The organism is Eubacterium segne (genome assembly GCF_014287775.1).
Classification (GTDB): Bacteria; Bacillota; Clostridia; order Lachnospirales; family Lachnospiraceae; genus Eubacterium_G; species Eubacterium_G segne.
Genome location: NZ_JACOOZ010000008.1, coordinates 112,388 through 138,218 on the forward strand (window position 1 = coordinate 112,388; position 25,831 = coordinate 138,218).

Below are 25,831 nucleotides of genomic sequence, written 5' to 3' on the forward strand. Positions count from 1 at the left end.
TATATAAGAAAGAGGATTTATAGGTGTCAATACTCATAAAAAACGGACGGGTTCTTAATCCATCAGAAAATCTTGACAGTGTTATGGATATTCTGATTGATAAGGGAGTAATAGTAAAAAAAGCTTCATATATTGAAAATGAAGCGAATCAGATTATAGATGCTAAAGGCTGTTATGTAATGCCGGGACTTATAGATTTGCATGTGCATTTCAGAGATCCGGGATTAACATATAAAGAAGATATAGAAACAGGAAGCAGGGCAGCTGCTAAAGGTGGATTTACTACCGTATGCTGCATGCCGAATACAAAACCTGTAGTAGATTCCCCGGAAACAGTTAAATACATTATAGATAAGGGAAAAGCCGTAGGGCTTACCAATGTACTTCCTGTAGGGGCAGTTACCAAAAACATGGCAGGAGTTGAAATTACAGATGTAGAGGGACTAAAGGCAGCAGGAATCTGTGCCATAAGTGAAGATGGAAAGTCTGTTATGAATTCCGGTGTATATAGAAAAGCAATGAAAAATGCTAAAAAAGCGGATATTCCGGTTTTGGCACATTGTGAAGACATAAACCTTGTAGAAGGCGGAGTTATTAACTTAGGAGACAAGTCAAAGGAGTTAGGGGTTAAGGGAATAAGCAATGCAGTGGAAGATGTTATAGCCTTAAGAGATATTCTTTTAGCAAAGGAAACAGGTGCTAAATTGCATTTATGCCATTGCTCCACAAAAGACAGCGTGGAAATGGTAAGACGTGCTAAGGAAGAGGGAGTAAAGGTTACCGCAGAGGTGTGCCCTCATCATTTTTCCATGTGCAGTGATGATATTACTTCTAATGATGCTAATTTCAAAATGAACCCTCCTCTTAGAACAAGAGAGGATATGGAAGCATTAATAAAGGGATTAAGTGATGATATAATGGATGTTATTTCCACAGACCATGCTCCCCACAGTGCAGAGGAAAAGGCGAAGGATTTAGAGCATGCACCTTTTGGAATCGTGGGACTTGAAACATCTGTGGCACTTACCATAACTAATCTGGTAAAAAAAGGACATATTACACCCCTTCAGATGGCTGCAAAAATGAGTTACAATCCTGCGAAGGTTCTTGGAATTAACAAAGGAACATTAAATGAAGGAGCCATAGCAGATGTTACCATTATCAATCCAAATAAAGAATATGTTATTGACTCAAATGAATTTGCTTCTAAAGGAAAAAATACACCTTTTAATGGTTACAGGGTATCCGGAGAGGTTGAATATACGATTTTAAATGGCAATGTAGTATACAATAAAGGAGAGAAATAGAATGATTAATAAATTAGTTAAGAAAATTAAAGAAACCAATGCACCGGTAGTAGTAGGTTTAGACCCTATGATGAGTTATTTGCCGGAGCATATTACAAAAAAGGCTTTTGAGGAATATGGAGAAACTCTTGAGGGAGCAGCAGAAGCTATATGGCAGTACAATAAAGGAATTATTGATGCTACATATGATTTAATTCCGGCAGTAAAACCGCAGATAGCCATGTATGAGCAGTTTGGTATTCCGGGACTTGTGGCATTTAAAAAGACTGTAGATTATGCAAAGGAAAAAGACTTAGTTGTAATAGGAGATGTAAAGCGTGGAGATATTGGCTCCACATCAGCAGCATATGCTACAGGTCATCTTGGAAAGGTTCAGGTTGGAAGCAAAACATATTCATTATTTGATGAAGACTTTGCAACTGTTAATCCATATCTTGGAACAGATGGAATCAAGCCTTTTATTGATGTATGTAAGGAAGAAAACAAGGGATTATTTATTTTAGTTAAAACTTCAAATCCATCAAGTGGAGAGTTTCAGGACAGATTAATTGATGGAAAGCCTTTGTATGAGCTTGTTGGTGAATATGTGGCAAAATGGGGTCAGGAGCACATGGGTGATGAATACAGCTACATTGGTGCAGTTGTAGGAGCCACATATCCGGAAATGGGAAAAGTTTTAAGAAAAATTATGCCAAAGAGCTACATTCTGGTACCGGGATACGGAGCACAAGGTGGAACTGCAGAAGGCTTAAGACCATATTTCAACGAGGACGGACTTGGTGCCATTGTAAACTCTTCAAGAGGAATTATATGTGCATACAAGCAGGATAAATATGCCAAATTTGGAGAATTAAATTATGCCGATGCATCACGTCAGGCAGTTATAGATATGATTGAGGATATTAATTCAATTTTCTAGTGAAATTTTAATAAGGATGGATTAGTTATGAGAGAAAAGGAAAAAGCAGTTGTTGTCAGTCAGGAATGCATTGGTACCGGAATTTACAGTATGATAATAAAAACTAAGGCGGCAGACAGTGCAGTTGCAGGGCAGTTTGTTTCAATTTACTGTAAGGACAAAACTAAATTGTTGCCAAGACCTATCAGCATATGTGAGATAGATAAGGAAAACGGAACAATCAGAATAGTATACCGTGTTGTTGGTGGCGGCACGGAAGAAATGTCAGGCTATAAGTCAGGAGACGGGATTGAATTAATAGGACCTCTTGGAAATGGATTTATGCAGCGTGAAAATAAAAAAGCCATTTTAATTGGTGGAGGAATTGGAATCCCACCAATGGTAGGTTTGGCAGAAGCATTAAAGGATAAGGCAGAGGTTCAGATTGTGGCAGGCTACAGGGATGAACTTTTTCTTACTAAGGAATTGCAGGAAAACGGAAGTCTTTATATCGCAACGGAAGACGGAAGCTGCGGAACTAAGGGAACGGTTATTGATGCCATAAAGGATAAAGAAATACAGGGAGACGTAATATACGCCTGTGGTCCAACACCTATGCTTAGGGCGATTAAAGAATATGCCATGGGAAAAGGAATAGAGTGTCAGCTTTCATTAGAAGAGAGAATGGCATGCGGTATTGGGGCGTGCCTTGCCTGTGTGTGTAAGTCAAAGGATAAGGATGCTCATTCAAATGTAAACAACAAACGTATTTGTAAGGATGGTCCGGTATTTTTGGCAGAGGAGGTAGAACTGTAATGAACACAAAAGTTAATATTGCGGGAGTTGAATTTAAAAATCCGGTTATGGTTGCCTCAGGAACTTTCGGTTCCGGAGCTGAATACGGAGAGTTTGTAGATTTAAACAGACTTGGAGCAGTAGTTACAAAAGGTGTGGCAAATGTACCATGGGAAGGAAATCCTACACCGAGAATTGCAGAAACTTACGGTGGAATGCTTAATGCAGTGGGACTTCAAAATCCGGGATATGATTTATTTGCCAAAAGAGATATTCCGTATTTACAGAACTATGATACCAATATAATTGTAAATGTATGTGGAAGAACTACGGAAGATTACATTGACGTAGTGGAAAAATTAGGACACGAAAGTGTTGATATGTTGGAAATAAATATTTCATGCCCGAATGTAAAGCATGGTGGAATTGCATTCGGTCAGGATCCAAAGGCGGTTGAGGCTATAACCAAGGCTGTAAAAGCGGTTGCAAAACAGCCGGTTATTATGAAATTAAGTCCAAATGTTACAGACATAACGGAAATGGCAAGAGCTGCAGAGGCAGGTGGCGCAGATGCTTTGTCTTTAATTAATACATTAACAGGAATGCAGATTGATGTTGAAAGACAGAAGTTTGTTTTAGCTAACAAAACAGGAGGATTATCAGGTCCTGCAATTAAACCTGTAGCTGTAAGAATGGTATATCAGGTGGCAAATGCGGTTAAAGTTCCTATTATTGGAATGGGCGGAATTGCAAGTGCTAAGGATGCTCTTGAATTTATATTAGCAGGTGCCACGGCAGTGTCGGTAGGAACGGCCAACTTTAACAATCCAAATACCACAATAGAAGTTATTGAAGGAATTGAGGATTATATGGAAAGACATGGAGTTGAAGATATAAACAATCTGATAGGAAGTGTTAAGTAAATTGAATATTTATAATAAGGAGATTTAACAATGGAAGCATATAAGAGTGAGTTTATAGAATTTATGGTAGAAAGTGATGTTTTAAAGTTTGGAGAGTTTACACTTAAAAGTGGTAGAAAGTCTCCATTTTTCATGAATGCAGGAGCTTATGTTACAGGTTCCCAGCTTCACAGATTAGGTCAGTATTATGCAAAGGCAATACACGACAGATATGGTGATGATTTTGACGTGCTTTTCGGACCGGCATATAAGGGAATACCCCTTGCAGTGGTTACAGCTATTGCATTTAATGAATTATATGGAAAAGAAATCCGTTATTGTTCAGATAGAAAAGAAGAGAAAGACCACGGAGCAGACAAGGGAAGCTTCCTTGGAAGCACTTTAAAAGACGGTGACAGAGTGGTAATGATTGAAGATGTTACAACATCAGGTAAGTCTATGGAGGAAACAGTTCCAAAAGTAAAGGGAGCAGCAGATGTTACCATTGTAGGACTTATGGTTTCCCTTGACAGAATGGAAGTTGGAAAAGGTGGAGAAAAATGTGCCCTTGATGAAGTAAAGGATCTTTACGGATTTGAAACTAATGCCATTGTTACTATGGCAGATGTTGTGGAGCATTTATACAACAGAGAATGCAACGGAAAAGTTGTGATTAACGATGAGATAAAGTCAGCAATTGATAAGTATTATGAGCAGTATGGTGCTAAATAGTCAGGAGATGCAAGTTGACAAAAACAGATAGAAGAGTCAGAAATTTTGGCAGATTATTTTTTGTACTTTATATGCTTGCCGCCCTTTATTTTATGTTTTTATCAGAGACCTTAGACAGGTCAATGGTTAGTAAAAATTACAGGTATAATCTTACGTTGTTTAAAGAAATAACAAGATTTTGGGATATGCGGCATACCTACGGCTGGAATGTAACCATTGTAAACTTAGTTGGAAATGTTATATGTTTTATGCCTTTTGGCTTTTTAATTCCGACTATCTCAAAGAAGAAAATATGCAAAAATGTTATTAGCGTTACACTTCTTGCCATGCTTTTTAGTTTGGGAATAGAGACGGCACAACTTTTATTAAAGGTTGGAGCATTTGACGTTGACGACATTTTCTTAAATACCATAGGCGGCTTTTTAGGTTATGTGACAATGAAATTTACAAGGGTGCGAAAGCATATATAAAGGTGCATAAAAAACAGATTGAGGGTAAATATAAGTGAGAAAGAGCAAGAAAGTAAGATTAGAAGAGAAAGAAGATAAAAAAGCAAAAAAAATTCCTCTTAGAAAGTATACAAAAGGTGGAAAATCCTCTACACTTATTGCCATTGAGAGCTTGCTGGTTATTATTTTGGCAATTGCAATTTCCGTGGCAATGAAAGGAAAAGCAGGAATTTACGTAGGTCTTTTGACTTTGTTTGCTTTTATTACATCTATTGCAGGGTTTATTGTAGGGATAAACAGCTTTAAAGAAGAGAATAAGTTTATGATGTATACATACATTGGAACCATTGCCAATGCAGTTATATGGCTTGGAGTTTTGGGAATGTATTTAATTTATATTTAATGAGGTGCGTGTATGGATATCGTAAGAGAACGTTATGATATGGCAATAAGCAGAATTAATGAAATTGCCGGTGAAAGTCTCATAAAAGAGCCTTATGGAGATTATTTCAGAAGAACTGCAAAGTTTATTTGTCATTTAGACAACATATATCAGAAAATAATCAGCGGTGAAATAAAAAAGTTAGAGCTTAGGGAATTAGAACGCATTAACTATGATTTATATAGTGATGTATATAATGAAAATTATAGTGAAAGCTATGCAAATCCTGAGTTTGCAGTGAAAAAGCTTGGAGATGACTATGGAAAGATGCTGTGTTTTCTGTATGAACAAATAAGGAAAACTATCGGAAATCTTTATAGAAAACAGGAAGAAATCTCAGTATCATGGTTTGAACTTTTTATAGAAATATATGTTGATTTTGAGGCTATGGAGGACATAACCGTAGATGGAGTCAGGGAAACTCTCTGTTCCTTTATGAGAGATAATACTGAGATTTTTACTGAAGCTTCAGTTGATGCCATGATTAATCCTGACAATACCTTTGCAACGGATATTGTTACAAAAAGCGACCTGCAGGACTTGAGATATTTATATTATTACGGAGAACACGTGGGATATAATGAAATAGAAATGGCAAAATATCTTAATTCATTAGATCAGGATAAAATCGACAGTTTAGCCTTTGTATACACGGAAGGGTACAGAAAGGGATTTATTAATACCGGAAAAGATTTATCAATTAAAGAAACTGTTGATATAAGATACAATATTGGATTTGAGCGAATTGTAAAAGCGGCCATTAAAAATTTTGAAAAAATGGGACTTAAGCCGGTTATTTACCCTAGAGGATATGGGTCTACAAATTTTAACAGGCAATACTGGTTTGACCACAAGTTTGACGAAGCATTGTATTTAGATAAGGCTTATGTAAAAAGAAAACTGGAAGTTTCTAAACAGGCTTTTGAAAACAGAAAAGAAATGGCTTCTAAAATGGCAGGTCCTGCTGTAATAGAGGTGTTTGGTGAAAATCCTTTTGAACCGGAAAACAAAAAAGAGGCATATTCCCTTGATGGAAAGCAGCAGAAGCTTAAGGTTGAGTTTACCATGGAGTATCAGCAAATCGTTCAGGAATATATAAAAGGGGACGAAAGAAGTTTTACCATTATAGCATTTCCAATACCGGAATTTGGTGAGAATTTCAGGGAAATGTTTGATGCCACAGTGGAAATTAACACATTAGATGAGGAAAAATATGCAAAGGTTCAGCAATGTTTAATTGATGCCTTAGATAAAGCAGTTTATGTGAAAGTAAAAGGTCAGGGCAGGAACAAAACAGATATTAAGGTTATGATGCATGAACTGGCAAATCCTGAAAAAGAAACTAACTTTGAAAACTGTCTTGCAGACGTAAACATTCCTTTAGGGGAGGTTTTTACATCGCCTAAGCTTAAGGGAACTCAGGGACTATTACATGTAAGTGAAGTTTATTTAGGAAAACTTAAATATAAAAATTTTGAAATGACCTTTGAAGATGGAAAGGTTAAAGATTATAACTGTAGCAACTTTGATAGCGAAGAGGAAAATAAAATATATATAAAAGAAAATGTTTTATATAATCATGAAACTCTTCCTATAGGTGAATTTGCCATTGGTACTAATACAACAGCTTATGCTATGGCAGGAAAGTTTGGGGCAGTGTATAAGCTTCCTATTTTAATTGTGGAAAAAATGGGTCCTCATTTTGCAGTGGGAGATACCTGTTACAGTTATGAGGAAGAAATTAAAACCTATAACCCTGACGGAAAAGAAATCGTGGCCAGGGAAAATGAAGTATCGGCTCTTAGAAAAACTGATATTTCAAAGGCATATTTCGGATGTCATACAGATATAACCATTCCTTATGATGAAATAGGTGAAATTACGGCTGTAACTAAGGCAGGAGAAGAGATTACCATTATAAAGAATGGAAAATTTGTACTTGACGGCACGGAAATGTTAAATAAACCGTTATAAGTATGATTTTTTTCTTCATAATTTGTAAGTATTATGATACAATGAAGATTGTTGAAAAAATAACATATTTATCGAAAAGAAAAAGGAGAGCAAAATGTCTAAAGTAGGTATTGTAATGGGCAGTGATTCAGATCTGCCGGTAATGAGCAAAGCAGCAGAATTCCTTGATAAGATGGGAATTGATTATGAGATGACCATTATTTCAGCTCACAGAGAGCCGGATATATTCTTTGAATGGGCAAAAGGTGCAGAAGAAAGAGGAATTAAGGTTATAATAGCAGGAGCAGGAAAGGCAGCTCATCTTCCTGGAATGTGTGCAGCATTATTCCCAATGCCGGTTATTGGTATACCTATGAAGACTTCTGATTTAGGAGGAGTTGATTCACTATATTCTATCGTACAGATGCCATCAGGCATTCCTGTGGCTACAGTTGCCATTAATGGGGGACAGAATGCAGGAATCCTGGCAGCAAAGATTCTTGCCACATCAGATAATGACATTTTAAATAAACTAAAAGATTTCAGCAGGGAGATGAAAGATTCTGTTGTTGAAAAAGACGCCAGGTTAAAAGAAACCGGATACAAGAATTATTAGAGAAAACAAGAAGGAGTTTAATATGGATTACAAGAAGGCAGGAGTAGATATTGAAGCAGGATATAAGTCAGTTGAATTAATGAAAAAGCACATTAAGGAAACAATGAGACCGGAAGTGTTAGGTGGTATTGGTGGTTTTGCCGGTGCATTTGACATGGGCAAAATTAAAGGAATGGAGGAACCTGTTCTTTTATCAGGAACTGACGGATGTGGTACAAAAGTAAAATTAGCTTTTGTTATGGATAAGCATGACACAATAGGAATTGACTGTGTTGCCATGTGTGTTAATGATATTGCATGTTCAGGTGGAGAGCCTTTATTCTTCCTTGATTATATTGCATGTGGAAAGAACTATCCTGAAAAGATTGCTACTATTGTAAGTGGTGTGGCAGAAGGCTGTAAGCAGTCAGGGGCAGCACTTGTAGGTGGCGAGACAGCAGAACATCCGGGACTTATGCCGGTAGATGAATATGATTTGGCAGGATTTGCAGTAGGTGTGGTAGATAAAAAGGATTTAATTACAGGAGAAAACATTAAACCGGGAGACAAGCTTATTGGTATTGCTTCAACAGGTGTTCACAGCAATGGATTTTCCCTTGTAAGAAAAGTCTTTGACATGACAGAGGAAACTCTTAATACATATTATGATGAATTAGGAAAGACATTAGGAGAGGCATTAATTGCTCCTACAAGAATATATGTTAAGGCATTGAGAAATGTTAAGGATGCAGGAGTTAAAATAAAGGGATGCAGCCATATTACAGGTGGCGGATTCTATGAAAATATTCCTAGAATGTTACCTGATGGCGTAAAGGCAGTAGTTAAAAAGGACAGCTACAAGGTTCCTGCACTTTTTGACCTTCTTGCAAAAGAGGGAGATATTGCAGAGGAAATGATGTACAATACTTTCAATATGGGTATTGGCATGGTACTGGCAATTGATGAAACAGATGTAGAAAAGACAATGGAAGCATTAAAGGCAGCAGGCGAAACATGTTATGAATTAGGATATGTTGAAGCCGGAGAAAAAGGTGTTGAATTATGTTAAGAGTTGGAGTTTTAGTTTCCGGTGGAGGAACAAACCTTCAGGCAATAATTGATGCAGTTAAAAGTGGAGACATTACAAATGCTTCAATAGAAGTAGTTATTAGTAATAAAAAAGATGCATATGCCCTTACAAGGGCAAAGGAAAATGGCATAGCAGCTGAATCAGTATGTATAAAGGATTTTGAAAGCAGGGAAAAGTTTAATGATGCTTTAATAGAAAAGATTGATTCATACAATTTAGACCTTATTGTATTAGCCGGATTTTTAGTTGTGTTGCCGCCTGAACTTATTGCAAAATACAGAAACAGAATTATAAATATTCATCCGTCTTTAATACCATCATTTTGCGGTAACGGATTTTATGGATTACATGTTCATGAAAAAGCGTTAGAAAGAGGTGTTAAGGTTACAGGTGCCACGGTGCATTTTGTAGATGAAGGTACAGATACAGGTCCTATTATTTACCAGAAGGCTGTTGAAGTATTGCCGGGAGATACACCGGAAATTTTGCAGAAGCGTGTTATGGAGCAGGCTGAATGGAAGATTTTACCAAAGGCCATCAACGACATAGCAAACGGAATTATTTGAGGAGGAAACGTTTATAGAAAATGAAGAAGTTCATTTTTAGGAATGTTTCCGACGAATTGCCAACCACCGAAGGTAGGAGGCGTTACATATTTAAGGAGAGACAAAGATGAAAGTTTTAATTGTTGGAAGTGGTGGAAGAGAGCATGCTATTGCAACTTCAGTTGCAAAAAGCAGCAAAGTTGATAAGATTTACTGTGCACCGGGAAATGCAGGAATCGGACAGATAGCTGAATGTGTTAATATTGGTGCAATGGAATTTGACAAGTTAGTTGACTTTGCAAAGGAAAATGAAATTGATCTTACGGTAGTAGGAATGGATGATCCTTTAGTTGGTGGTATAGTTGACAAGTTTGAAGAGGCAGGACTTAGAGTGTTTGGCCCAAGAAAAAATGCTGCAATACTTGAAGGCTCAAAGGCTTTCTCAAAAGATTTAATGAAGAAATATAATATTCCTACAGCAGGATATGAGAACTTTACTTCACCTGAGGCAGCAATGGAATATCTTGAAACTTCCAAGTATCCTATAGTTCTTAAGGCAGACGGGCTGGCTCTTGGTAAAGGGGTGCTTATCTGTCAGACAAAGGAAGAAGCTATGGATGGTGTTAAAGAACTGATGCTTGATAAGAAGTTTGGTAATGCCGGAAATACTATTGTTATAGAAGAATTTATGACAGGACGTGAGGTTTCAGTTCTTTCTTATGTAGATGGAAAAACAATTAAAATTATGACATCAGCACAGGATCATAAACGTGCAAAGGATGGTGATAAGGGACTTAACACCGGAGGAATGGGAACATTCTCACCAAGTCCGTTTTACACACCAGAAGTTGATGAATTTTGTAAGAAATATATATATCAGGCAACCGTTGATGCAATGGCTTCTGAGGGAAGAGAATTTAAGGGAATTATTTTCTTTGGACTTATGCTTACTGAAGATGGACCAAAGGTACTTGAATACAATGCAAGATTCGGTGATCCTGAAGCACAGGTAGTTCTTCCAAGAATGAAAAATGACATTGTTGATGTTTTTGAAGCATGTATTGACGGGACTCTTGATAAGATTGAATTAGAGTTTGAGGATAATGCAGCAGTTTGTGTCGTTTTAGCCAGCGACGGATATCCGGTTTCTTATGAAAAGGGCTTTGAAATCAAAGGATTGGAAAACTTTGAAAACAAAGAAGGATATTATGTTTTCCATGCAGGAACTAAATTATCTGATGGGAAAATAGTTACTAATGGAGGTCGTGTCCTAGGTGTTACAGCTAAGGGAGCTAACCTTAAAGAAGCAAGAGCCAACGCATATGAAGCAACAAAATTAATTGATTTTGAAAATAAATATATGCGTAATGACATAGGAAAGGCTATAGACGAGGCATAATTGTCATATAATTAAGGTTTAAGAATAAATAATAAAAGATACACAAGAATCTTTTGTAAAAGGATGGTAATGATATGATGAAAATTAGAAATCTGTGGGTAACGGTTGTAACTTTATTTGTTTTAGTTATTGGAACTGCTACATGTGTAAGTGCAGACCAGGCAACGGATTTGTCTTCACTAAAGGTATATGCAGTAGATGCAGCAGGAAATAAGACAGAAGTTAAGATGAATTTTAATTCAACTACTTATACGTATAATCTTACAGTGTTGTCTACTACTGAAAAAATTCAGATAGAAGCAGTGCCGGCTGATTCCACATCTAAAGCTGTTGTTGAAAAAGAGTGGGCAAACACAAAGATGGATACAGGAAAAAACTTAACAGAAGTATCTGTAACATCAACAAGTGGAACTGTTCAGAAATATACTTTGAATACAACAAAGCTGACTGCTGATGAAGATGAATCATATAAGGCAGAAAATGGAGATGGTTCAAATACATCTGACACTCCGAAAACAGACAGCAGTTCTAAGGAAACAACGGTAAAAGTAGGAAAGAAACAGATGAAAATATCTTCATCTTTTCCAAAAGCAGATATTCCTGACGGATTTACAAAGTCAAGTGAAAAATACAATGATAAGAAGTATACATGTATCAAAGGCGAAGTAAAGAAAATCACTGCATTTTACCTTTATAATGATGATACAAAGGGATTTTATATATATGACAAGGATAAAGATGTATTTTATCCAATGTATAATATAAAAATCAAAAGCAGAATGTATACCATTGTAAAACCGGAAAAAACAGATGGTATTCTTAAGAATTATGACAAGAAGAAAATAACAATAGTTGATAATGAAGTAAATGCCTGGGCATTAGATGAAGAGCAGGGAATGTATTTAGTTTATGCCATGAACTGGAATGGAGAAACAAATCTTTACTGCTATGATGATAATGAGAAGTGCTTCCAGAGATATTTAGTATCAAATGATGCAAATAATCAGTCAGAGGCAGCAGCTAAAGCCTATAATAACCTTGAAAAAGATTATAACAAGCTTGTGGAAAAATATAATATTTTCTTAAAAGTTATGTGTGGATTGGTTGTTGTTATAATTATTTTGATTTTCCTGTGTATTAACATTGGTTTAAACAAAAAGGAAAAGAGGATTAAGAAAGACAAAGACAACAATTATAAGCCTGATGTAGAGGAAACAAAAGAAGAGAGTCCTAAAAAGAAAAAGAAGAAGTCAAAGAAAGAAAAGAAGGCAGAAGAGGAAGAAGATATAGATAATATTGATTCTGAAGAGCCTTTAGAAGAAATTGAAGAGCCTGTAGAGGAATTTATTCCGGAAGATATACAGGAGAATGTGCAGGAAGACAATGAAGAGGCTCCTACATTTAACCTTGAATCAGATGAGCTTACACCGGAAGAGGAAGATGATTCATCAAAGTTCTTTGGAAGAGATGTTATGACAAGAACTTATGGTGACCAGCCTACTTTTGGTTCGGATTTAGAATCTGATGAAGGATTTTACGGTGGAGAAGATGATGAAGACGGAGAAGTTTTCATTGATATTACAGAGGATGAAACCGTAGAAGAAATTCCTGAAACTGTAGAAGATAATCAGGAGAAAGCACCGGAGACAATTTCAAAAGAAGAAAAAATTGAAAATGATACAAAGGCAGCTCAAAAAGAAACGGAAGAAGATATAAAAGAAACATTAAAGTCCATGCTTGCTGATGATGAAGAAGAGGACGATGATGATTTTGAATTTATTGATATTAATTAATAAGTAGCAGATAATAACAAAGGAGTGATTCTAACAAAAATACAGGTTAGAGTTACTCCTTTCTTAAAAAACAGTTTAAATATTTGCCATAAATAATGGTTATACTTTATATCTGACAATAAGATGGAGGAAGAACAGATGGGAAAATATGTTTTTACGCAACAGGCTGATAGGGCATTAGCCTATGCTAATTATATTGCTCACCTTTGTAAAATTAAATATATAGGAACAGAACATATTTTAGCCGGTATGTGCAGAGTGGCAGACAGTGTTACGGCTAAACTGCTTAGTCACTACAAATTCACATATTCAGATGTTATCGGGTTTATGGAAGCAGGTTATGACGTGGATATTAAGGCGAAGGACGTTATACCGGATAAAAGACAGTTAGAATATAATTATAAAGCTAATTTAATATTGGAAAATGCCTATAGTGAAGCCAATATGCAGGGACTTAAGGAAATAGGAACCGAGCATATTTTAATGGCAATGGTTACAGACAGAACATGTGAAGCCGGCAAAATACTTACCAGTTATGATGTTAATACAAAGAAAGTATGTATGGATATATTAAGGCTTTGTGGTCGCAGTCAAAGTGAGGCAAAGAAGTATTTTAAGGATGACAGAAAAGGAAATGGCAGACAAAGCAGAAAAACAGCCTTGGAAAAATACGGAAGAAATCTAACTGAAGAAGCAAGAGAAGGCAAGTTAGACCCGGTTATAGGCAGGGATATTGAAATTCAAAGAGCATTGCAGATACTTAGCAGGAAAACAAAGAACAATCCTTGTTTAATTGGAGAGCCGGGAGTTGGAAAAACAGCTATCGTTGAGGCAATTGCCACAAGAATTGTGGAGGGAAAAGTTCCAAAAAACATGGAGGACAAGGAAATCATAAGTCTTGATTTAACCGGCACCGTGGCAGGGGCTAAGTACAGAGGAGAATTTGAAGACAGATTAAAAAGTATCATAGATGAAGTTGAGGCAGCAGGAAATGTAATAATATTTATTGATGAAATTCATATGATTGTAGGGGCGGGAAGTGCTGAAGGCTCAATGGATGCTTCTAATATATTAAAGCCTTCCCTTACAAAGGGAACTTTGCAGGTAATAGGTGCCACAACTATTAATGAATACAGAAAATATTTTGAAAAGGATGCTGCTTTAGAAAGAAGGTTCCAGCCAATAACAGTAGAAGAACCAACTAAGGAGCATGCAATAGAAATTCTTAAAGGCCTAAGAAAGTCCTATGAGGATTTCCACAAAATAAACATTACTGATGAAGCCATTGAAGCAGCGGTAAAACTGTCAATGAGATATATTAACGACAGAAATCTGCCGGATAAGGCAATTGATTTAATAGATGAAGCCTGCTCAAAGAAACGTATTCATGAGGATCCGAAGCCTAGGGCTATTAGAAATAAAGAGACACAAATAGCTGAACTTAAATTAGAATTGGATATGTATGTTAGAAATGCTGATTTTAGTACAGCAGCAGAAATTAAAAAGAAGCTGGACAAATTAGAAAACAGGGTAAAGATTGAAAATGAAAAGTGGGAATTATCAGAGAAGGAAAACAGACAGAAGATTACTGACAGGGAAATTGAGGATATAGTATCAATGTGGACCGGTATTCCTGTTACTAAATTAGAAAAAAATGAGCAAAAGAGACTTCTTAAACTGGAAGAAGTTTTGCATAAACGAATGGTAGGACAGGATGAGGCAGTAAGTGCCGTGGCAAAAGCCGTAAGAAGAGGTCGTGTAGGACTTAAAAATCCTAACAGACCTATAGGTTCATTTTTGTTTTTAGGGCCTACAGGTGTGGGAAAAACAGAGCTTTCAAAGGCTTTGGCAGAAGCTGTTTTTGGCACCGAGGACTCCATTATCAGAATTGATATGTCTGAATATATGGAAAAACACAGTGTCTCAAAAATGATAGGTTCACCTCCGGGATATGTGGGATATGATGAGGGCGGTCAGCTCAGTGATAAGGTAAGAAGAAATCCTTATTCTGTTATTCTTTTTGATGAAGTGGAAAAAGCCCATCCGGATGTATTTAATGTACTTTTACAGGTGTTAGATGACGGTCATATTACAGACTCAAAGGGTCGGAAAGTAAGCTTTAAGAATACTATTATCATTATGACAAGTAATGTGGGAGCAAACAGAATTGTGGATCCGAAAAAATTAGGCTTTGGTGTTGTAAATGACGAAAAGAAGGACTACGAAAAAATGAAATCTGACGTTATGGAAGAAGTTAAGCTTATGTTTAAGCCTGAGTTTATCAACAGAATTGATGACATAATAGTATTCCATTCTCTTACTGAAAAAGAGGTTAAAAATATCGTAGGCATAATGCTTAAAAATCTGGCAAAACAGGTAAAAGAGCAAATGGCAATAGAACTTAAATTTACGGAGACCTTAAAAAATATGATAGCTAAGGAAAGCTATGATAAAAAATTCGGAGCAAGACCACTTAGAAGGAAAATTCAGTCAAAGGTGGAGGATGCTTTAGCAGAAGAGGTGCTTTCCGGCAATGTAAATAACAATGATAAAGTTACTGTTTCATGTAAAAATGGAAAGGTAACCTTTAAGGTGGACAGGGAAAATAAGCAGGAAAATTAATTGAAAAAAAGTTATAAAAAATTCATACTTTTTTCGCAATTATTTGTAGTTTTATGGTACAATGTTCATATCTAGAGAAAGGTCACCAAAGTGACAGTGAACAGGAGGATGAAATGGCAACAGTCAAGGAATTAATCAAAAAAGAAAGTAACGGATCAATTAGTTTTGGTAACTATGATTTACCGGAAAAGAAGAAACTTGCAGATTTTGAGGTAGCAGGTGACTTGTATAAGGTAAAGACATGGAATGAAATGACAAAATTAGAAAGAAACGGAACTTTTGTGTATGAATCAATTCCGGGAACAGCAGTAAATGTTTTTAAAGAGACAGCAGATGAGGTTACTTTCTTCGTTGAAGGTACAGGACAGACACAGATCACATTAGAATTAGAATCAAACAAGGAATACAGTGTGTTTGTGGATGACAAGGATTTAGGCGTTTCTAAAACTGATGTTGGAGGAAAGATTACATTTGACGTTGACTTGCAAAAAGGCAGTATGACCGTGGTTAAAGTTGTAGCTGCATAAACAGGTACGAAATTAACGAAGCTGTTGTATTAATGTGAATATAATTTTGCATTAGTACAGCAGCATTGTTTTTTATATAATAAACTAATTGGGAAAAGGAAAAATATGGCAAAATCAGGAAAAACAGTATTCTTCTGTAAAGAGTGCGGATATGAATCCTCAAAGTGGATGGGAGTGTGTCCGGGGTGCAGGGAAGTAGGCACTTTTGTGGAAGAATTGGTTAAAAATAACGGTAAGCAGACAAAAAGAAGTCTGTTAAACAGCAAGCCTGTGGCTATTAATGAAGTTACGGCTAATGATGAAGAAAGAATAACTACGGGATTTACTGAATTAGACAGGGTTTTAGGTGGCGGAATAGTTCCCGGAGCACTTATTTTGGTAGGGGGAGATCCGGGAATAGGAAAGTCCACACTTTTACTTCAGGTATGTAGAAATATGTCAGGGGCAGGAAAAAACATACTTTATATATCAGGAGAAGAGTCCTTAAAACAAATAAAACTTAGAGCTAACAGAATGGGAAAGTTTAGTGACAATCTTAAGCTGCTTGCAGAAACCAGTCTTGACTCCATTGAAAGTGTGATAACAGAGGTAAAGCCTGATGCAGTGGTAATAGATTCCATTCAAACCATTTTTAGGGAAGACATTAGTTCGGCTCCGGGAAGTGTAAGTCAGGTAAGGGAGTCAACTAATACTCTTATGCAAATAGCGAAGGGAAATACCATTCCCGTTTTTATAGTAGGTCATGTAACAAAAGAAGGCGTAGTGGCAGGTCCAAGAGTCCTTGAACACATGGTAGATACTGTACTTTATTTTGAGGGGGACAGACATGCTGCATATAGAATTATCAGAGGCGTAAAAAACAGATTCGGTTCCACAAATGAAATAGGTGTTTTTGAAATGAGAGAGGATGGGCTAAAGCAGGTGCTTAATCCTTCTGAATTTATGCTTTCAGGAAGACCGGAGGATGCATCAGGTTCTGTGGTGGCATGCCTTATGGAGGGAACAAGACCTATATTAGTAGAGGTTCAGGCACTTATATCCCATACTAACTTTGGAATGCCAAGAAGAACATCTGTAGGTACTGATTACAACAAGGTTAATCTTCTTATGGCAGTTATTGAGAAAAAAATGGGAATACAAATGGGAGATTATGATGCCTATGTTAATATTGCAGGAGGAATGAAAATAACGGAGCCGGCTCTTGATTTAGCTTTGGTTATGGCATTAATCAGTAGCTACAAAAACCGTCCCTTAGATTCTAAGACCATTGTTTTTGGGGAAGTAGGCTTAGCAGGAGAAGTAAGAGCGGTGTCTCAGGCACAGCAAAGAGTAATGGAAGCAAAAAAACTGGGATTTAAAAGATGTATTGTGCCTGAAGTATCTGTGGGAAATTTGAAAAATACGGAAGGAATTGAATTAGTTGGTGTAAGAAATATAAATGAGGCAGCTAATGTAATATAAGCTGCCTAAAAAGAAAAAGTTCTGAATACCTTTAAAAAGGACTCAGAACTCTTTAAATAGCAGGGGTGGTAGGAATCGAACCCACCTCTGGAGTTTTGGAGACTCTTATTCTACCGATGAACTACACCCCTATTTGCAATTTTGCACAACAAAGATATTTATACCATAATTAGATTTCACTGTCAAGAAAAATATGTCATATTTTTGTGAAGTTATGTCATATTTCTTTTAGGGATATCATATTTTAGGTTTAATTGTTTGGAAAAATTAAATGTGTTATGTTGAATATATATAAAAAGTAGGAGGTATACATTTATGAAAAAAAGATTAATGATATTGTGTCTTGCTGTTGCATTGATTATAACATCATTGCCGGGACAAAACGGTTTAAAAAATGTGAAGGCGGAAGATGAAGGAGCAATTAATGACGGAGTATATGTTATTCAATCGGTCTATAACCAAAAAGCAATAACCCAGACAGATGTATCAAATTATTATGCTGATTGCGTTGTATGGAATACTGATGCCATAAGTGACTTAGCGAGATTTAATGTAAAGAAAGAAGGAGAATATTATACATTTACAAATACTGTTACGGACAAAACTATGAAAATAACAGGAAAAAGTAATGGTGATAAGCTGGATTTTAATGGAAATGATGGTACGGATATTTACAAATGGAAACTGGTTCCTATAACAGAAGGCAAATATGAAGGTTGTTATTATATTGTGTCTGCTGTAAAAAACGACAACGGTGAGGAGGAATGTGCGGAAATTATCAGTGATGATGACAAAAGGGATAAAGATGGTGCTCAGGTTCGTTTGTGGACTAAAGCAAAAAGTATAGATTATGAACCGAGACAAATATGGAAGTTAAAAAAGACCAGTGTGGAATATAATGGATTTACAGAGGAAATGAATGACACCATGGTAAATGCGTTTAAAGATTACTATTATAAATACTATGAAAAAACAGGGTATATGACATTTCATAGTAGTGATGATGGTTTTTGGGGAGAGGCAGAAATAATGGAAGCACTTCTTGATGGCTATGAAACAACAGGTAAAGCAATATATAAAGATATGTTTGTTACAACTTATAAAGATTTTATAGCAACCAACGGAGAAGATTGGGCATGGAAGGATTGGAATGACGATTTGGCATGGGCAGTCTTGGCATCGGTTAGAGCATATATTTTGTTTGGTGATGAACAATACTTAACATATGGTAAACATAATTATGATTTAATGTACGAAAGAGCAAATAAGAGAAGCGACGGAATGCTTATATGGAAAATGAATCATGAGAATGATGATACAACATCCTGTATTAATGGACCTGCAACAGTGGGGGCATGCTATCTGGCTGAAGCAACGGGGGATATGTCTTATTATGAAAAAGCAAAAAAACTGTATTCAGCCTGGAGAAACAGTTCTATGTATGTACGAGAAGGAGAGGAAATAGGGCATGTCTGGGATACAATGCATGAATACTGGTGCTCAACATATAATCAGGGGACATTTATTGGGGCGGCAACAATGCTTTATGAACACTTTGGAGACAATAGTTATTATGAAGATGCCTGCAATGCTGTAAATCATACAATGAAAGCTTTGTGTTATAACAATATATTAATTAAGGAAGATGCATATATCACAGACAACTCAAAAATGCGTGGAATTTTAATGAGATATTTAAGAAAGTTCATAGTGGATTTCAACAGACCGGAATATTTATCATTCTTCCGGGACAATGCAAAAATAGCATGGATGAATAAAAACTCAAAGAATTTGCAATGGTGTGTATGGAATAAGAAAACATCAGAAGATGTAACATGGGAATGCTACACAGCGTATAATGCCATATCTCTTATGGCAAATATGCCTACATATTCTGACAGACTTGAAAGAGATGCATATTCACTTATAGAAGCAGAGGATATGGACTATACTAAAGGTTTGATTTCTGAAAACAGTGATAACAGCAGTGGAGGAAGAAGTCTGGGTGGAATTAATAGTGGAGATTACACTGCATACTATAACGTTGATTTTGGAAAAACAGGATGTTCAAAAGTTAAACTTAGATATTCAAGAAAAACAGAAGATGCAGAAAAAAAGGGGAGAATAGAAATAAGGCTTGGTTCTACAAATGGAACCATAATTGCAAGTGTTCCATTAGATAATACAGGTGACTGGAGTGATTGGAGAGAAATTTCTGTTGATACAGCAAGAGTAAAGGGTGTACAAAATTTATATGTCATTTTCAAGTCAGATACTGAACATGTATGTAATTTGGACTATATACAGTTTGAAAAGGCAACAGATAATTCCCAGGGATATATGTTTCTTTATTCAGAGTCTAATGATAAATATGCCCAGTTGAAAAATGGAACAAAAGATACAACTATTTTAGCAAGAAGTACCAGTAGAGGAGATTGGGAGCAAATAGGTATAGTTAATAATTCTGATGGTACAGTTTCATTTAAGTCTTTAGTTACTGAAAAATATATAAGGGCAGCATATGGCTCAAATGGATATTATATTACTGCAAATGCAGATACCATTGATGATGAGTCAAAATTTATAGTTGAAAACTTAAATGAAGAATCAGATGATACATCGGTGGCAATAAAATCTGTTAAGACAGGTAAATACCTGTTAGTTGACCCTGAAGATGAAGAAATGTATATTCTGGCTAATGCAGATAAAGTGACAGGAAATCAAGAAAAATTCAGGTTTTTAACAGCAGATGGAAGCAAAATTTTGCCTAAAGGTGCAATATATAATATTGTAACAAGCCCTGAACTAAAAATAGAGGGATACCAGATAAGTACAACATTAGGAGGAATAAGAACTATTGCGTCTGTTGAACCCAAAATAAATGAAGAACAAGTTGTAAAGTGGGGATTTATTTATGGTGTGTCAGAAGTAGACGGTATAAAAACCAATATTAAGGAATCAGAGATGGTCGTTAATAGTAGTAATAAATATATTGCAAGCTTTGAATCTACCGCTAATGGAACTGCTGCACAAAAATTTGGAGAATCCGATACGGCAACATACTATGTAAGAACAATAAAGTTCGGAGCATTTTCCACTAAGGAATTTACATCAAAGTATATGGTCAGGGCATATGCCGTACTGGATGATGGTACCTATGTATATGGAGACAATATTTCACAATATTCTATTTACGATGTTGCAAAAAATCTTTATGAAAATGTAAAGATGAATACAAAGGAAGCTCATGCCTATCTTTTTAATAAAATAGTTAAAGTTGTTAATAAGGATGCAAAAGAAATAGATTATGATTGGGGAAATACAATAGTCACTCCGTAGTCATAAAAGGAATAAAAAAAGGACTTTTACGCATAATTGTTTTAGGAAATAATTCATAAAAACAATTATGTAAAATAGTAATAAAAGCATACAAAATACGAAATAGTAAAAATATACAACAACTGTTATAAAATGATACTTGTATATAATTATTCTATGATATATCATACTTGATAAGAAATGAAATTATAAAGACAATGTGGATAGAAAGGAGGAGCCTGTATTGATTAAAGAAACCGTGGATGCAATTAGAATTGCAGAGTCAGATGCTGAAAAAACGGTAATGACGGCAAAGGATAATGCAATGAACATGAAAAATGACATTAAGATAAGGGCACAATCATATAGGGAAGAGGAAACAGATAAAGTGAAAGATAAAGCCCGCAGGGATATGGAAGAAACCATTAAAAGTTGCAGCGAGGCAGACAGAGAATTTAATGCAGAAATTGACAAGCAGGTAATAAAACTAAAGGAAGAGGCAGCAGAAAGGCAGCCAGAGGCAGTAAAAGCTGTAATTGATGCATTGTTTTAGGAGGTTTTTATGGCAGTTTTGCAAATGCAAAAAATTAATATATGCGCAATGAAAGCAAACCGGAAGAAAATTCTTGAGCTACTACAAAAACGTGGTTGTCTGGAGATAATTGAAAAGGATAAGGAAGATGAGGTTTTTACTAAAACCAATACGGCTACCCAGATTTCAATTTTTGAAAGGAATGTTTCTTTAGCTGAAAATGCCTTGGAAATTTTAGATATGTATGCACCTGAAAAGAAGTCAATGTTATCTTCTCTAGAGGGGAAGAAACAGATATCTGATTCGGAATATTTAAAGACAATTAGCGACCAACAGGAAATAATGTCTTTAGTGAACAGGATTATTCAGCAAAAGAAAAATCTTGATGAAAAGGAAAGTCAGATTGCAAAGTATCAGGATGAAATTAAGGCATTAAGCATATGGAAAAATCTTGATGTTCCAATGAATTATCAGGGAACAAAGGATACGGTGTTTATGTTAGGAAGTATCTTAGGAAGTTACACTCAGGAGATTTTAATTTCAGAAATTGAAAAAATAGAAGAGTTTCCAAAGGAAGTATATATTCAGGTAGTAGCTGCTGATAAATTCCAGACATACATTACCTGTATATGTATTAAGGACAAGACGGAAGAAACGGAGAAAGCGTTAAGGCAGCTGGGATTTACCAGGCCTCAGGTGGTGGCACATCACACGCCGGCTGTTTCAATTAAAAACAGAGGGAAGCGCATTGAAAATTTATACAGCGACATAGCTGAAATTAAGTCTGAACTTGCCCGGGAGGCATTAAGCAGACAGTCAATAGAAAGTGTTTCAGACTATTACACTGTAAGGGCTGATAAATACCGGGTTGTAGGAACCATTCTTCAGTCAAAGCACACGTTTTTTGTTAGTGGATTTATTCCGGTGAAAAAATCGGGAAAGTTAATTGAGGAGCTGGAAAAAAAGTTTGTTGTGGCTATTGATACGGAAGAGGTAGGGGAAGATGAAGATGTTCCCGTACTTCTTGAAAATAATAAGACTGCTGCGGCAGTGGAGGATGTGGTAACATCCTTCGGATATCCGGGCAAAAACGAAATCGACCCCACAGCCATTACGGCATTTTTCTATTATGTACTATTCGGTATTATGCTAAGTGATGCAGCCTATGGTTTAATAATATTTCTAGGTTGTCTGTTTGCACTAAAAAAATATCCGGGAATGTCACCAACCATGGAAAAGACTCTTAGAATGTTTAAAAACTGTGGAATTTCCACATTGGTATGGGGCATATTATTTGGCGGATATTTTGGAGATGCAATACAGGTTATTGCCAAAACTTTTTTTGACACCACAATAACCATTCCGGCATTATGGTTTGAACCTATAGAAAAGCCAATGGAAATGTTAATATACTGTATGATTTTCGGGATTATACATTTATTTACAGGACTGGCAATAAAGGGATACCAGCTGCTTAAGCAAAAGTATGTAATGGCATTTGTGTGTGACGTGGTTTTATGGTACGTGTTCTTAATAGGACTGATATTGCTATTAGTTCCAACATCATTATTTGCATCCCTTTCAGGAACAACAATAGTTTTTCCGGCAGGTATAAATATGCTGGCAAAGGTAATGGCATTAGGTGGAATGTTGGGAATACTTTTAATGGCAGGAAGAAGGGCAAAAAATCCTATAAAGAGACTGTTATTAGGAGCCTACAGCCTTTATGACACAACCAGCTGGCTCAGTGATTTGTTGTCATATTCAAGACTATTGGCATTAGGACTTGCCACAGGAGTAATTGCAAAGGTTATTAACACCATGGCAGCCATGGGAGGAAAAAGTATAGGCGGAGTTATACTTTTTATAGTGGTATTTGTATTTGGTCACACATTTAACCTGGCAATTAATCTTTTAGGTTCCTATGTTCACACCAACAGATTACAGTACGTTGAATTTTTTGGAAAGTTTTATGAAGGCGGAAGCAGAGAGTTTAAGCCTTTTAAGGAAAATACAAAATACATTAATGTAAAGGAGAATTAATTATGACATTTGGAGATTTTTTTGAAAATTTAGGATTATTTTATGCATTATTAGGTGCAGCTTTAGCAGTGTTAATGGCAGGTGCAGGTTCAGCCATTGGTGTAGGTATAGCAGGAAGAGCGGCGGCAGGAGTTATGACTGAAGACCCGTCAAAGTTTGCTAAGGTATTAGTTATGCAGTTACTTCCGGGTACTCAGGGACTTTACGGATTATTAATCGGTTTCGTTACATTATCAAAAATCGGAATCATTGGAGGAACTTCCGTACAGGTATCATCTCTTCAGGGACTTGAAATACTTGCGGCATGTCTTCCAATTGCAATTGTAGGTCTTATTTCTGCAAAGGCACAGGGAAAAACAGCAGCAGCAGGTATCGGAATTGTTGCAAGAAGACCTGAACAGTTTGCAAAGGCAATGTTATTCCCTGCAATGGTTGAAACATATGCTATTTTAGCACTTCTTATTTCATTCCTGGCAATTAACGGAATTTCATTGTAGGAGACGGTATTAAAGGAGATACGTTGAAAAGGAGAAGTGTATGAGTGGATTAGACAACATTGTGCAGGAAATTCATTCTCAGGCACAGAAGGAAGCAAACCGGATTTTAAATGAAGCTGAAGAATATTGCAACGAGTATATGGATGGTATAAAAGCTGACGTAGCAGTACAGGTAGAACAAATCAATAAAAAATCTTTAGCTGACAGAAAGTTATATGAGGAAAAAACAAAATCCGGTGGTGAATTTAGAAAAAGAAAAACCATACTTATGGCAAAACAGAGCTGCATTAATGAAGTAATTGAAAAAGCAGAAATGACTTTTTTAGAACTTGAAAGTGAAGAATACTTTAAACTAATGCTTGAATTATTTAAGGCTAATGTAACATGTGAAAAGGGGAAAATCCTGTTTAATGAAAAGGATTTAAGCCGGATGCCTCAATGGTTTAAGGATGAAATTAATCAGGCAGCAAAGGAAAAAGGCGGAGAAATTAAAATAAATGAAATGCCTGAAAACATTGATGGAGGATTTATTTTAACTTACGGTGATATTGAAGAAAACTGCACGGTAAAATCTCTGTTTATGGCAAATTCAGATAAGCTTAAAGATGTTGCCAATAAAGTATTATTTGGTACCGGAAATTAGGAGGTAATGCCATGGAAAAGGATTATACTTACGGTGTTGCCAGAATAAGGGCATTAGAGGGAAAGCTATTTTCTGATGATGATATGACGGCACTGTTGCAGTGTAGTGATTACAGTCAGTGCATTGCATTTCTAAAGTCCAAGGGCTGGGGAAATGGTGCAGATTCTTTAGAGAAAATGATTTCCATAGAAAAAAAGAATACATCTAAACTTATAAAAGAATTATCAGATGACAGTAATGAAATGGATATTCTTATGATAGGTGACGAGTATCATAACCTAAAGGCGGCAATTAAGCAGGTTTGTACAGACAGTAATAATGACAATATTTTCTATGAAGGAACTAAATTGTCTCCGGAGATTATTATGGAATCCATAAGGCAGGGAAAGTATCAGAAACTAACTGAAAATATGGAAAAGCCGGCTAAGGAAGCGGCAGATACATTGATTCAGACAGGAAGCGGACAGATATGCGATGTAATAATTGATAAGGCAGCTCTTGAGAAAATAAAGGAAATGGGAGAAAATTCCGAAAGTAAGTTAATTAGAAAATATGCCGATACGACAGTTACCATTGCTAATATAAAAATTGCAGTAAGATGTGCCGCCACAGGCAAAAACAGTGATTTTGTAAAAAAATGCGTTGTTAGCTGTGACGGAATAAGCATAAGGGATTTAGCAGCATCAGTAGATGGAGGCATGGAAGGTGTGTGTACTTATCTGGAAAGCACAGGGTTTAAAGATGGGGTAGATGCACTAAAGAAATCCATGTCAGTGTTTGAATGCTGGTGTGATAACAAAATTGTCCAATGTATTAAATCCGAAAAATACAATTCCTTTACTGTAGGCCCAATTATAGCCTATGCCATAGCAAAGGAAATGGAAATTAAGACCATAAAGATAATTTTAACATGTAAGTTAAATGGATTTGATAACGGGTTTATCAGAGAAAGAATGAGGGAAATGTATGTATAAGGTAGCAGTAATGGGTGATTATGACAGCATATACGGATTTAGTGCCTTAGGAGTTGATATATTTCCTTTAGATGACAAGGTTTTGGCAATAAAGGAACTTAGAAGGTTAGCTGATAATGAATATGCAATTATTTATATAACTGAATCATTAGCGGCAGAAATTTCCGAAGAAATAGACAGATACAGGGAAAGAGTAACCCCGGCAATTATTTTGATTCCCGGTGTACTTGGTAACACCGGAGAAGGTGTTTCAGGAGTCAAGAAATCAGTGGAACAGGCAATAGGCTCTGACATTGTATTTGGAAATAATTAGA

General features: G+C 36.1%; 23 protein-coding genes and 1 tRNA gene. 23 read left to right on the forward strand and 1 reads right to left on the reverse strand.

Annotated features, from left to right (window positions below; genetic code table 11):
* Positions 1 to 23 precede the first annotated feature (23 nt).
* The 16 genes from H8S00_RS11345 (at position 24) to radA (ending at position 17,510) form a co-directional block, all read left to right on the forward strand.
* Positions 24 to 1,307: a dihydroorotase gene (locus H8S00_RS11345; RefSeq protein WP_186840589.1), complete on the forward strand. Its 1,284-nt coding sequence runs from the start codon at positions 24 to 26 to the stop codon at positions 1,305 to 1,307.
* A 1-nt stretch (position 1,308) separates the two neighbouring features.
* The gene (pyrF, locus tag H8S00_RS11350) at positions 1,309 to 2,226 is read left to right on the forward strand and encodes an orotidine-5'-phosphate decarboxylase (protein ID WP_021951847.1); all 918 of its coding nucleotides are present in this window, start codon (positions 1,309 to 1,311) and stop codon (positions 2,224 to 2,226) included.
* 27 nt (positions 2,227 to 2,253) lie between these two features.
* Complete coding sequence (locus tag H8S00_RS11355) at positions 2,254 to 3,021, forward strand: dihydroorotate dehydrogenase electron transfer subunit (RefSeq protein WP_186840590.1); 768 nt, start codon at positions 2,254 to 2,256, stop codon at positions 3,019 to 3,021.
* Entirely contained in the window at positions 3,021 to 3,923 is a 903-nt protein-coding gene (locus H8S00_RS11360) for a dihydroorotate dehydrogenase (RefSeq protein ID WP_021951849.1), read from the forward strand. Before H8S00_RS11355 ends, H8S00_RS11360 begins: the two co-directional genes overlap by 1 nt.
* 30 nt (positions 3,924 to 3,953) lie before the next feature.
* The gene (pyrE, locus tag H8S00_RS11365; RefSeq protein WP_118589795.1) at positions 3,954 to 4,634 is read left to right on the forward strand and encodes an orotate phosphoribosyltransferase; all 681 of its coding nucleotides are present in this window, start codon (positions 3,954 to 3,956) and stop codon (positions 4,632 to 4,634) included.
* A gap of 14 nt (positions 4,635 to 4,648) precedes the next feature.
* Positions 4,649 to 5,104 carry a VanZ family protein gene (locus H8S00_RS11370; RefSeq protein ID WP_021951851.1) on the forward strand — a complete coding sequence of 152 codons (456 nt, stop codon included), beginning with the start codon at positions 4,649 to 4,651 and terminating at the stop codon, positions 5,102 to 5,104.
* A gap of 34 nt (positions 5,105 to 5,138) precedes the next feature.
* Complete coding sequence (locus H8S00_RS11375) at positions 5,139 to 5,486, forward strand: DUF6142 family protein (RefSeq protein ID WP_021951852.1); 348 nt, start codon at positions 5,139 to 5,141, stop codon at positions 5,484 to 5,486.
* A gap of 12 nt (positions 5,487 to 5,498) precedes the next feature.
* Positions 5,499 to 7,499 carry an aminopeptidase gene (locus H8S00_RS11380; RefSeq protein ID WP_186840591.1) on the forward strand — a complete coding sequence of 667 codons (2,001 nt, stop codon included), beginning with the start codon at positions 5,499 to 5,501 and terminating at the stop codon, positions 7,497 to 7,499.
* A 94-nt stretch (positions 7,500 to 7,593) separates the two neighbouring features.
* Positions 7,594 to 8,094: a 5-(carboxyamino)imidazole ribonucleotide mutase gene (purE, locus tag H8S00_RS11385; RefSeq protein ID WP_118589793.1), complete on the forward strand. Its 501-nt coding sequence runs from the start codon at positions 7,594 to 7,596 to the stop codon at positions 8,092 to 8,094.
* A 22-nt stretch (positions 8,095 to 8,116) separates the two neighbouring features.
* The gene (gene purM, locus H8S00_RS11390; protein WP_118589792.1) at positions 8,117 to 9,142 is read left to right on the forward strand and encodes a phosphoribosylformylglycinamidine cyclo-ligase; all 1,026 of its coding nucleotides are present in this window, start codon (positions 8,117 to 8,119) and stop codon (positions 9,140 to 9,142) included.
* Positions 9,136 to 9,729: a phosphoribosylglycinamide formyltransferase gene (purN, locus tag H8S00_RS11395; RefSeq protein ID WP_118589791.1), complete on the forward strand. Its 594-nt coding sequence runs from the start codon at positions 9,136 to 9,138 to the stop codon at positions 9,727 to 9,729. Before purM ends, purN begins: the two co-directional genes overlap by 7 nt.
* A 106-nt stretch (positions 9,730 to 9,835) precedes the next feature.
* Complete coding sequence (purD, locus tag H8S00_RS11400) at positions 9,836 to 11,107, forward strand: phosphoribosylamine--glycine ligase (RefSeq protein ID WP_021951857.1); 1,272 nt, start codon at positions 9,836 to 9,838, stop codon at positions 11,105 to 11,107.
* Positions 11,108 to 11,181: 74 nt separating this feature from the next.
* Positions 11,182 to 12,900: a cadherin-like beta sandwich domain-containing protein gene (locus tag H8S00_RS11405; RefSeq protein ID WP_118589789.1), complete on the forward strand. Its 1,719-nt coding sequence runs from the start codon at positions 11,182 to 11,184 to the stop codon at positions 12,898 to 12,900.
* 138 nt (positions 12,901 to 13,038) lie between these two features.
* Entirely contained in the window at positions 13,039 to 15,522 is a 2,484-nt protein-coding gene (locus H8S00_RS11410; protein WP_186840592.1) for an ATP-dependent Clp protease ATP-binding subunit, read from the forward strand.
* A gap of 113 nt (positions 15,523 to 15,635) precedes the next feature.
* Positions 15,636 to 16,049 carry a hypothetical protein gene (locus H8S00_RS11415; protein ID WP_021951860.1) on the forward strand — a complete coding sequence of 138 codons (414 nt, stop codon included), beginning with the start codon at positions 15,636 to 15,638 and terminating at the stop codon, positions 16,047 to 16,049.
* A gap of 105 nt (positions 16,050 to 16,154) precedes the next feature.
* Positions 16,155 to 17,510, forward strand: coding sequence for a DNA repair protein RadA (gene radA, locus H8S00_RS11420; protein ID WP_186840593.1), 1,356 nt, complete (start codon positions 16,155 to 16,157; stop codon positions 17,508 to 17,510).
* Positions 17,511 to 17,570: 60 nt separating this feature from the next.
* Here radA and H8S00_RS11425 read toward each other — a convergent pair.
* A tRNA-Trp gene (locus H8S00_RS11425) sits at positions 17,571 to 17,641 on the reverse strand.
* 184 nt (positions 17,642 to 17,825) lie between these two features.
* Between H8S00_RS11425 and H8S00_RS11430 the strand changes: the two genes are divergently transcribed.
* The 7 genes from H8S00_RS11430 to H8S00_RS11460 all read left to right on the forward strand — a co-directional run bounded on the left by H8S00_RS11430 (position 17,826) and on the right by H8S00_RS11460 (position 25,830).
* Positions 17,826 to 20,849 carry a glycoside hydrolase family 76 protein gene (locus H8S00_RS11430; RefSeq protein ID WP_186840594.1) on the forward strand — a complete coding sequence of 1,008 codons (3,024 nt, stop codon included), beginning with the start codon at positions 17,826 to 17,828 and terminating at the stop codon, positions 20,847 to 20,849.
* 223 nt (positions 20,850 to 21,072) lie between these two features.
* Entirely contained in the window at positions 21,073 to 21,381 is a 309-nt protein-coding gene (locus H8S00_RS11435) for a hypothetical protein (protein ID WP_118589786.1), read from the forward strand.
* Between the two features lie 9 nt (positions 21,382 to 21,390).
* Positions 21,391 to 23,403 (forward strand): V-type ATP synthase subunit I, encoded by a 2,013-nt coding sequence (locus tag H8S00_RS11440; protein WP_118589785.1) that lies wholly within the window; start codon positions 21,391 to 21,393, stop codon positions 23,401 to 23,403.
* A gap of 2 nt (positions 23,404 to 23,405) precedes the next feature.
* Complete coding sequence (locus H8S00_RS11445) at positions 23,406 to 23,900, forward strand: V-type ATP synthase subunit K (protein ID WP_021951865.1); 495 nt, start codon at positions 23,406 to 23,408, stop codon at positions 23,898 to 23,900.
* A gap of 40 nt (positions 23,901 to 23,940) precedes the next feature.
* Positions 23,941 to 24,543 (forward strand): V-type ATP synthase subunit E, encoded by a 603-nt coding sequence (locus tag H8S00_RS11450; protein WP_118589784.1) that lies wholly within the window; start codon positions 23,941 to 23,943, stop codon positions 24,541 to 24,543.
* 11 nt (positions 24,544 to 24,554) lie between these two features.
* Positions 24,555 to 25,517: a V0D/AC39 family V-type ATPase subunit gene (locus H8S00_RS11455; protein WP_186840595.1), complete on the forward strand. Its 963-nt coding sequence runs from the start codon at positions 24,555 to 24,557 to the stop codon at positions 25,515 to 25,517.
* Positions 25,510 to 25,830 carry a V-type ATP synthase subunit F gene (locus H8S00_RS11460; RefSeq protein ID WP_021951868.1) on the forward strand — a complete coding sequence of 107 codons (321 nt, stop codon included), beginning with the start codon at positions 25,510 to 25,512 and terminating at the stop codon, positions 25,828 to 25,830. The genes H8S00_RS11455 and H8S00_RS11460 overlap by 8 nt, the downstream gene beginning before the upstream one ends.
* The last annotated feature ends 1 nt before the right edge of the window (position 25,831 follow it).

Coding starts and splice junctions, on each gene's coding strand:
- pyrF (WP_021951847.1), top strand. CDS start 1,309: ATGATTAATAAATTAGTTAAGAAAATTAAAGAAACCAATGCACCGGTA.
- H8S00_RS11355 (WP_186840590.1), top strand. CDS start 2,254: ATGAGAGAAAAGGAAAAAGCAGTTGTTGTCAGTCAGGAATGCATTGGT.
- H8S00_RS11360 (WP_021951849.1), top strand. CDS start 3,021: ATGAACACAAAAGTTAATATTGCGGGAGTTGAATTTAAAAATCCGGTT.
- pyrE (WP_118589795.1), top strand. CDS start 3,954: ATGGAAGCATATAAGAGTGAGTTTATAGAATTTATGGTAGAAAGTGAT.
- H8S00_RS11380 (WP_186840591.1), top strand. CDS start 5,499: ATGGATATCGTAAGAGAACGTTATGATATGGCAATAAGCAGAATTAAT.
- purE (WP_118589793.1), top strand. CDS start 7,594: ATGTCTAAAGTAGGTATTGTAATGGGCAGTGATTCAGATCTGCCGGTA.
- purM (WP_118589792.1), top strand. CDS start 8,117: ATGGATTACAAGAAGGCAGGAGTAGATATTGAAGCAGGATATAAGTCA.
- purN (WP_118589791.1), top strand. CDS start 9,136: ATGTTAAGAGTTGGAGTTTTAGTTTCCGGTGGAGGAACAAACCTTCAG.
- purD (WP_021951857.1), top strand. CDS start 9,836: ATGAAAGTTTTAATTGTTGGAAGTGGTGGAAGAGAGCATGCTATTGCA.
- H8S00_RS11405 (WP_118589789.1), top strand. CDS start 11,182: ATGATGAAAATTAGAAATCTGTGGGTAACGGTTGTAACTTTATTTGTT.
- H8S00_RS11410 (WP_186840592.1), top strand. CDS start 13,039: ATGGGAAAATATGTTTTTACGCAACAGGCTGATAGGGCATTAGCCTAT.
- H8S00_RS11415 (WP_021951860.1), top strand. CDS start 15,636: ATGGCAACAGTCAAGGAATTAATCAAAAAAGAAAGTAACGGATCAATT.
- radA (WP_186840593.1), top strand. CDS start 16,155: ATGGCAAAATCAGGAAAAACAGTATTCTTCTGTAAAGAGTGCGGATAT.
- H8S00_RS11430 (WP_186840594.1), top strand. CDS start 17,826: ATGAAAAAAAGATTAATGATATTGTGTCTTGCTGTTGCATTGATTATA.
- H8S00_RS11440 (WP_118589785.1), top strand. CDS start 21,391: ATGGCAGTTTTGCAAATGCAAAAAATTAATATATGCGCAATGAAAGCA.
- H8S00_RS11445 (WP_021951865.1), top strand. CDS start 23,406: ATGACATTTGGAGATTTTTTTGAAAATTTAGGATTATTTTATGCATTA.
- H8S00_RS11450 (WP_118589784.1), top strand. CDS start 23,941: ATGAGTGGATTAGACAACATTGTGCAGGAAATTCATTCTCAGGCACAG.
- H8S00_RS11455 (WP_186840595.1), top strand. CDS start 24,555: ATGGAAAAGGATTATACTTACGGTGTTGCCAGAATAAGGGCATTAGAG.
- H8S00_RS11460 (WP_021951868.1), top strand. CDS start 25,510: ATGTATAAGGTAGCAGTAATGGGTGATTATGACAGCATATACGGATTT.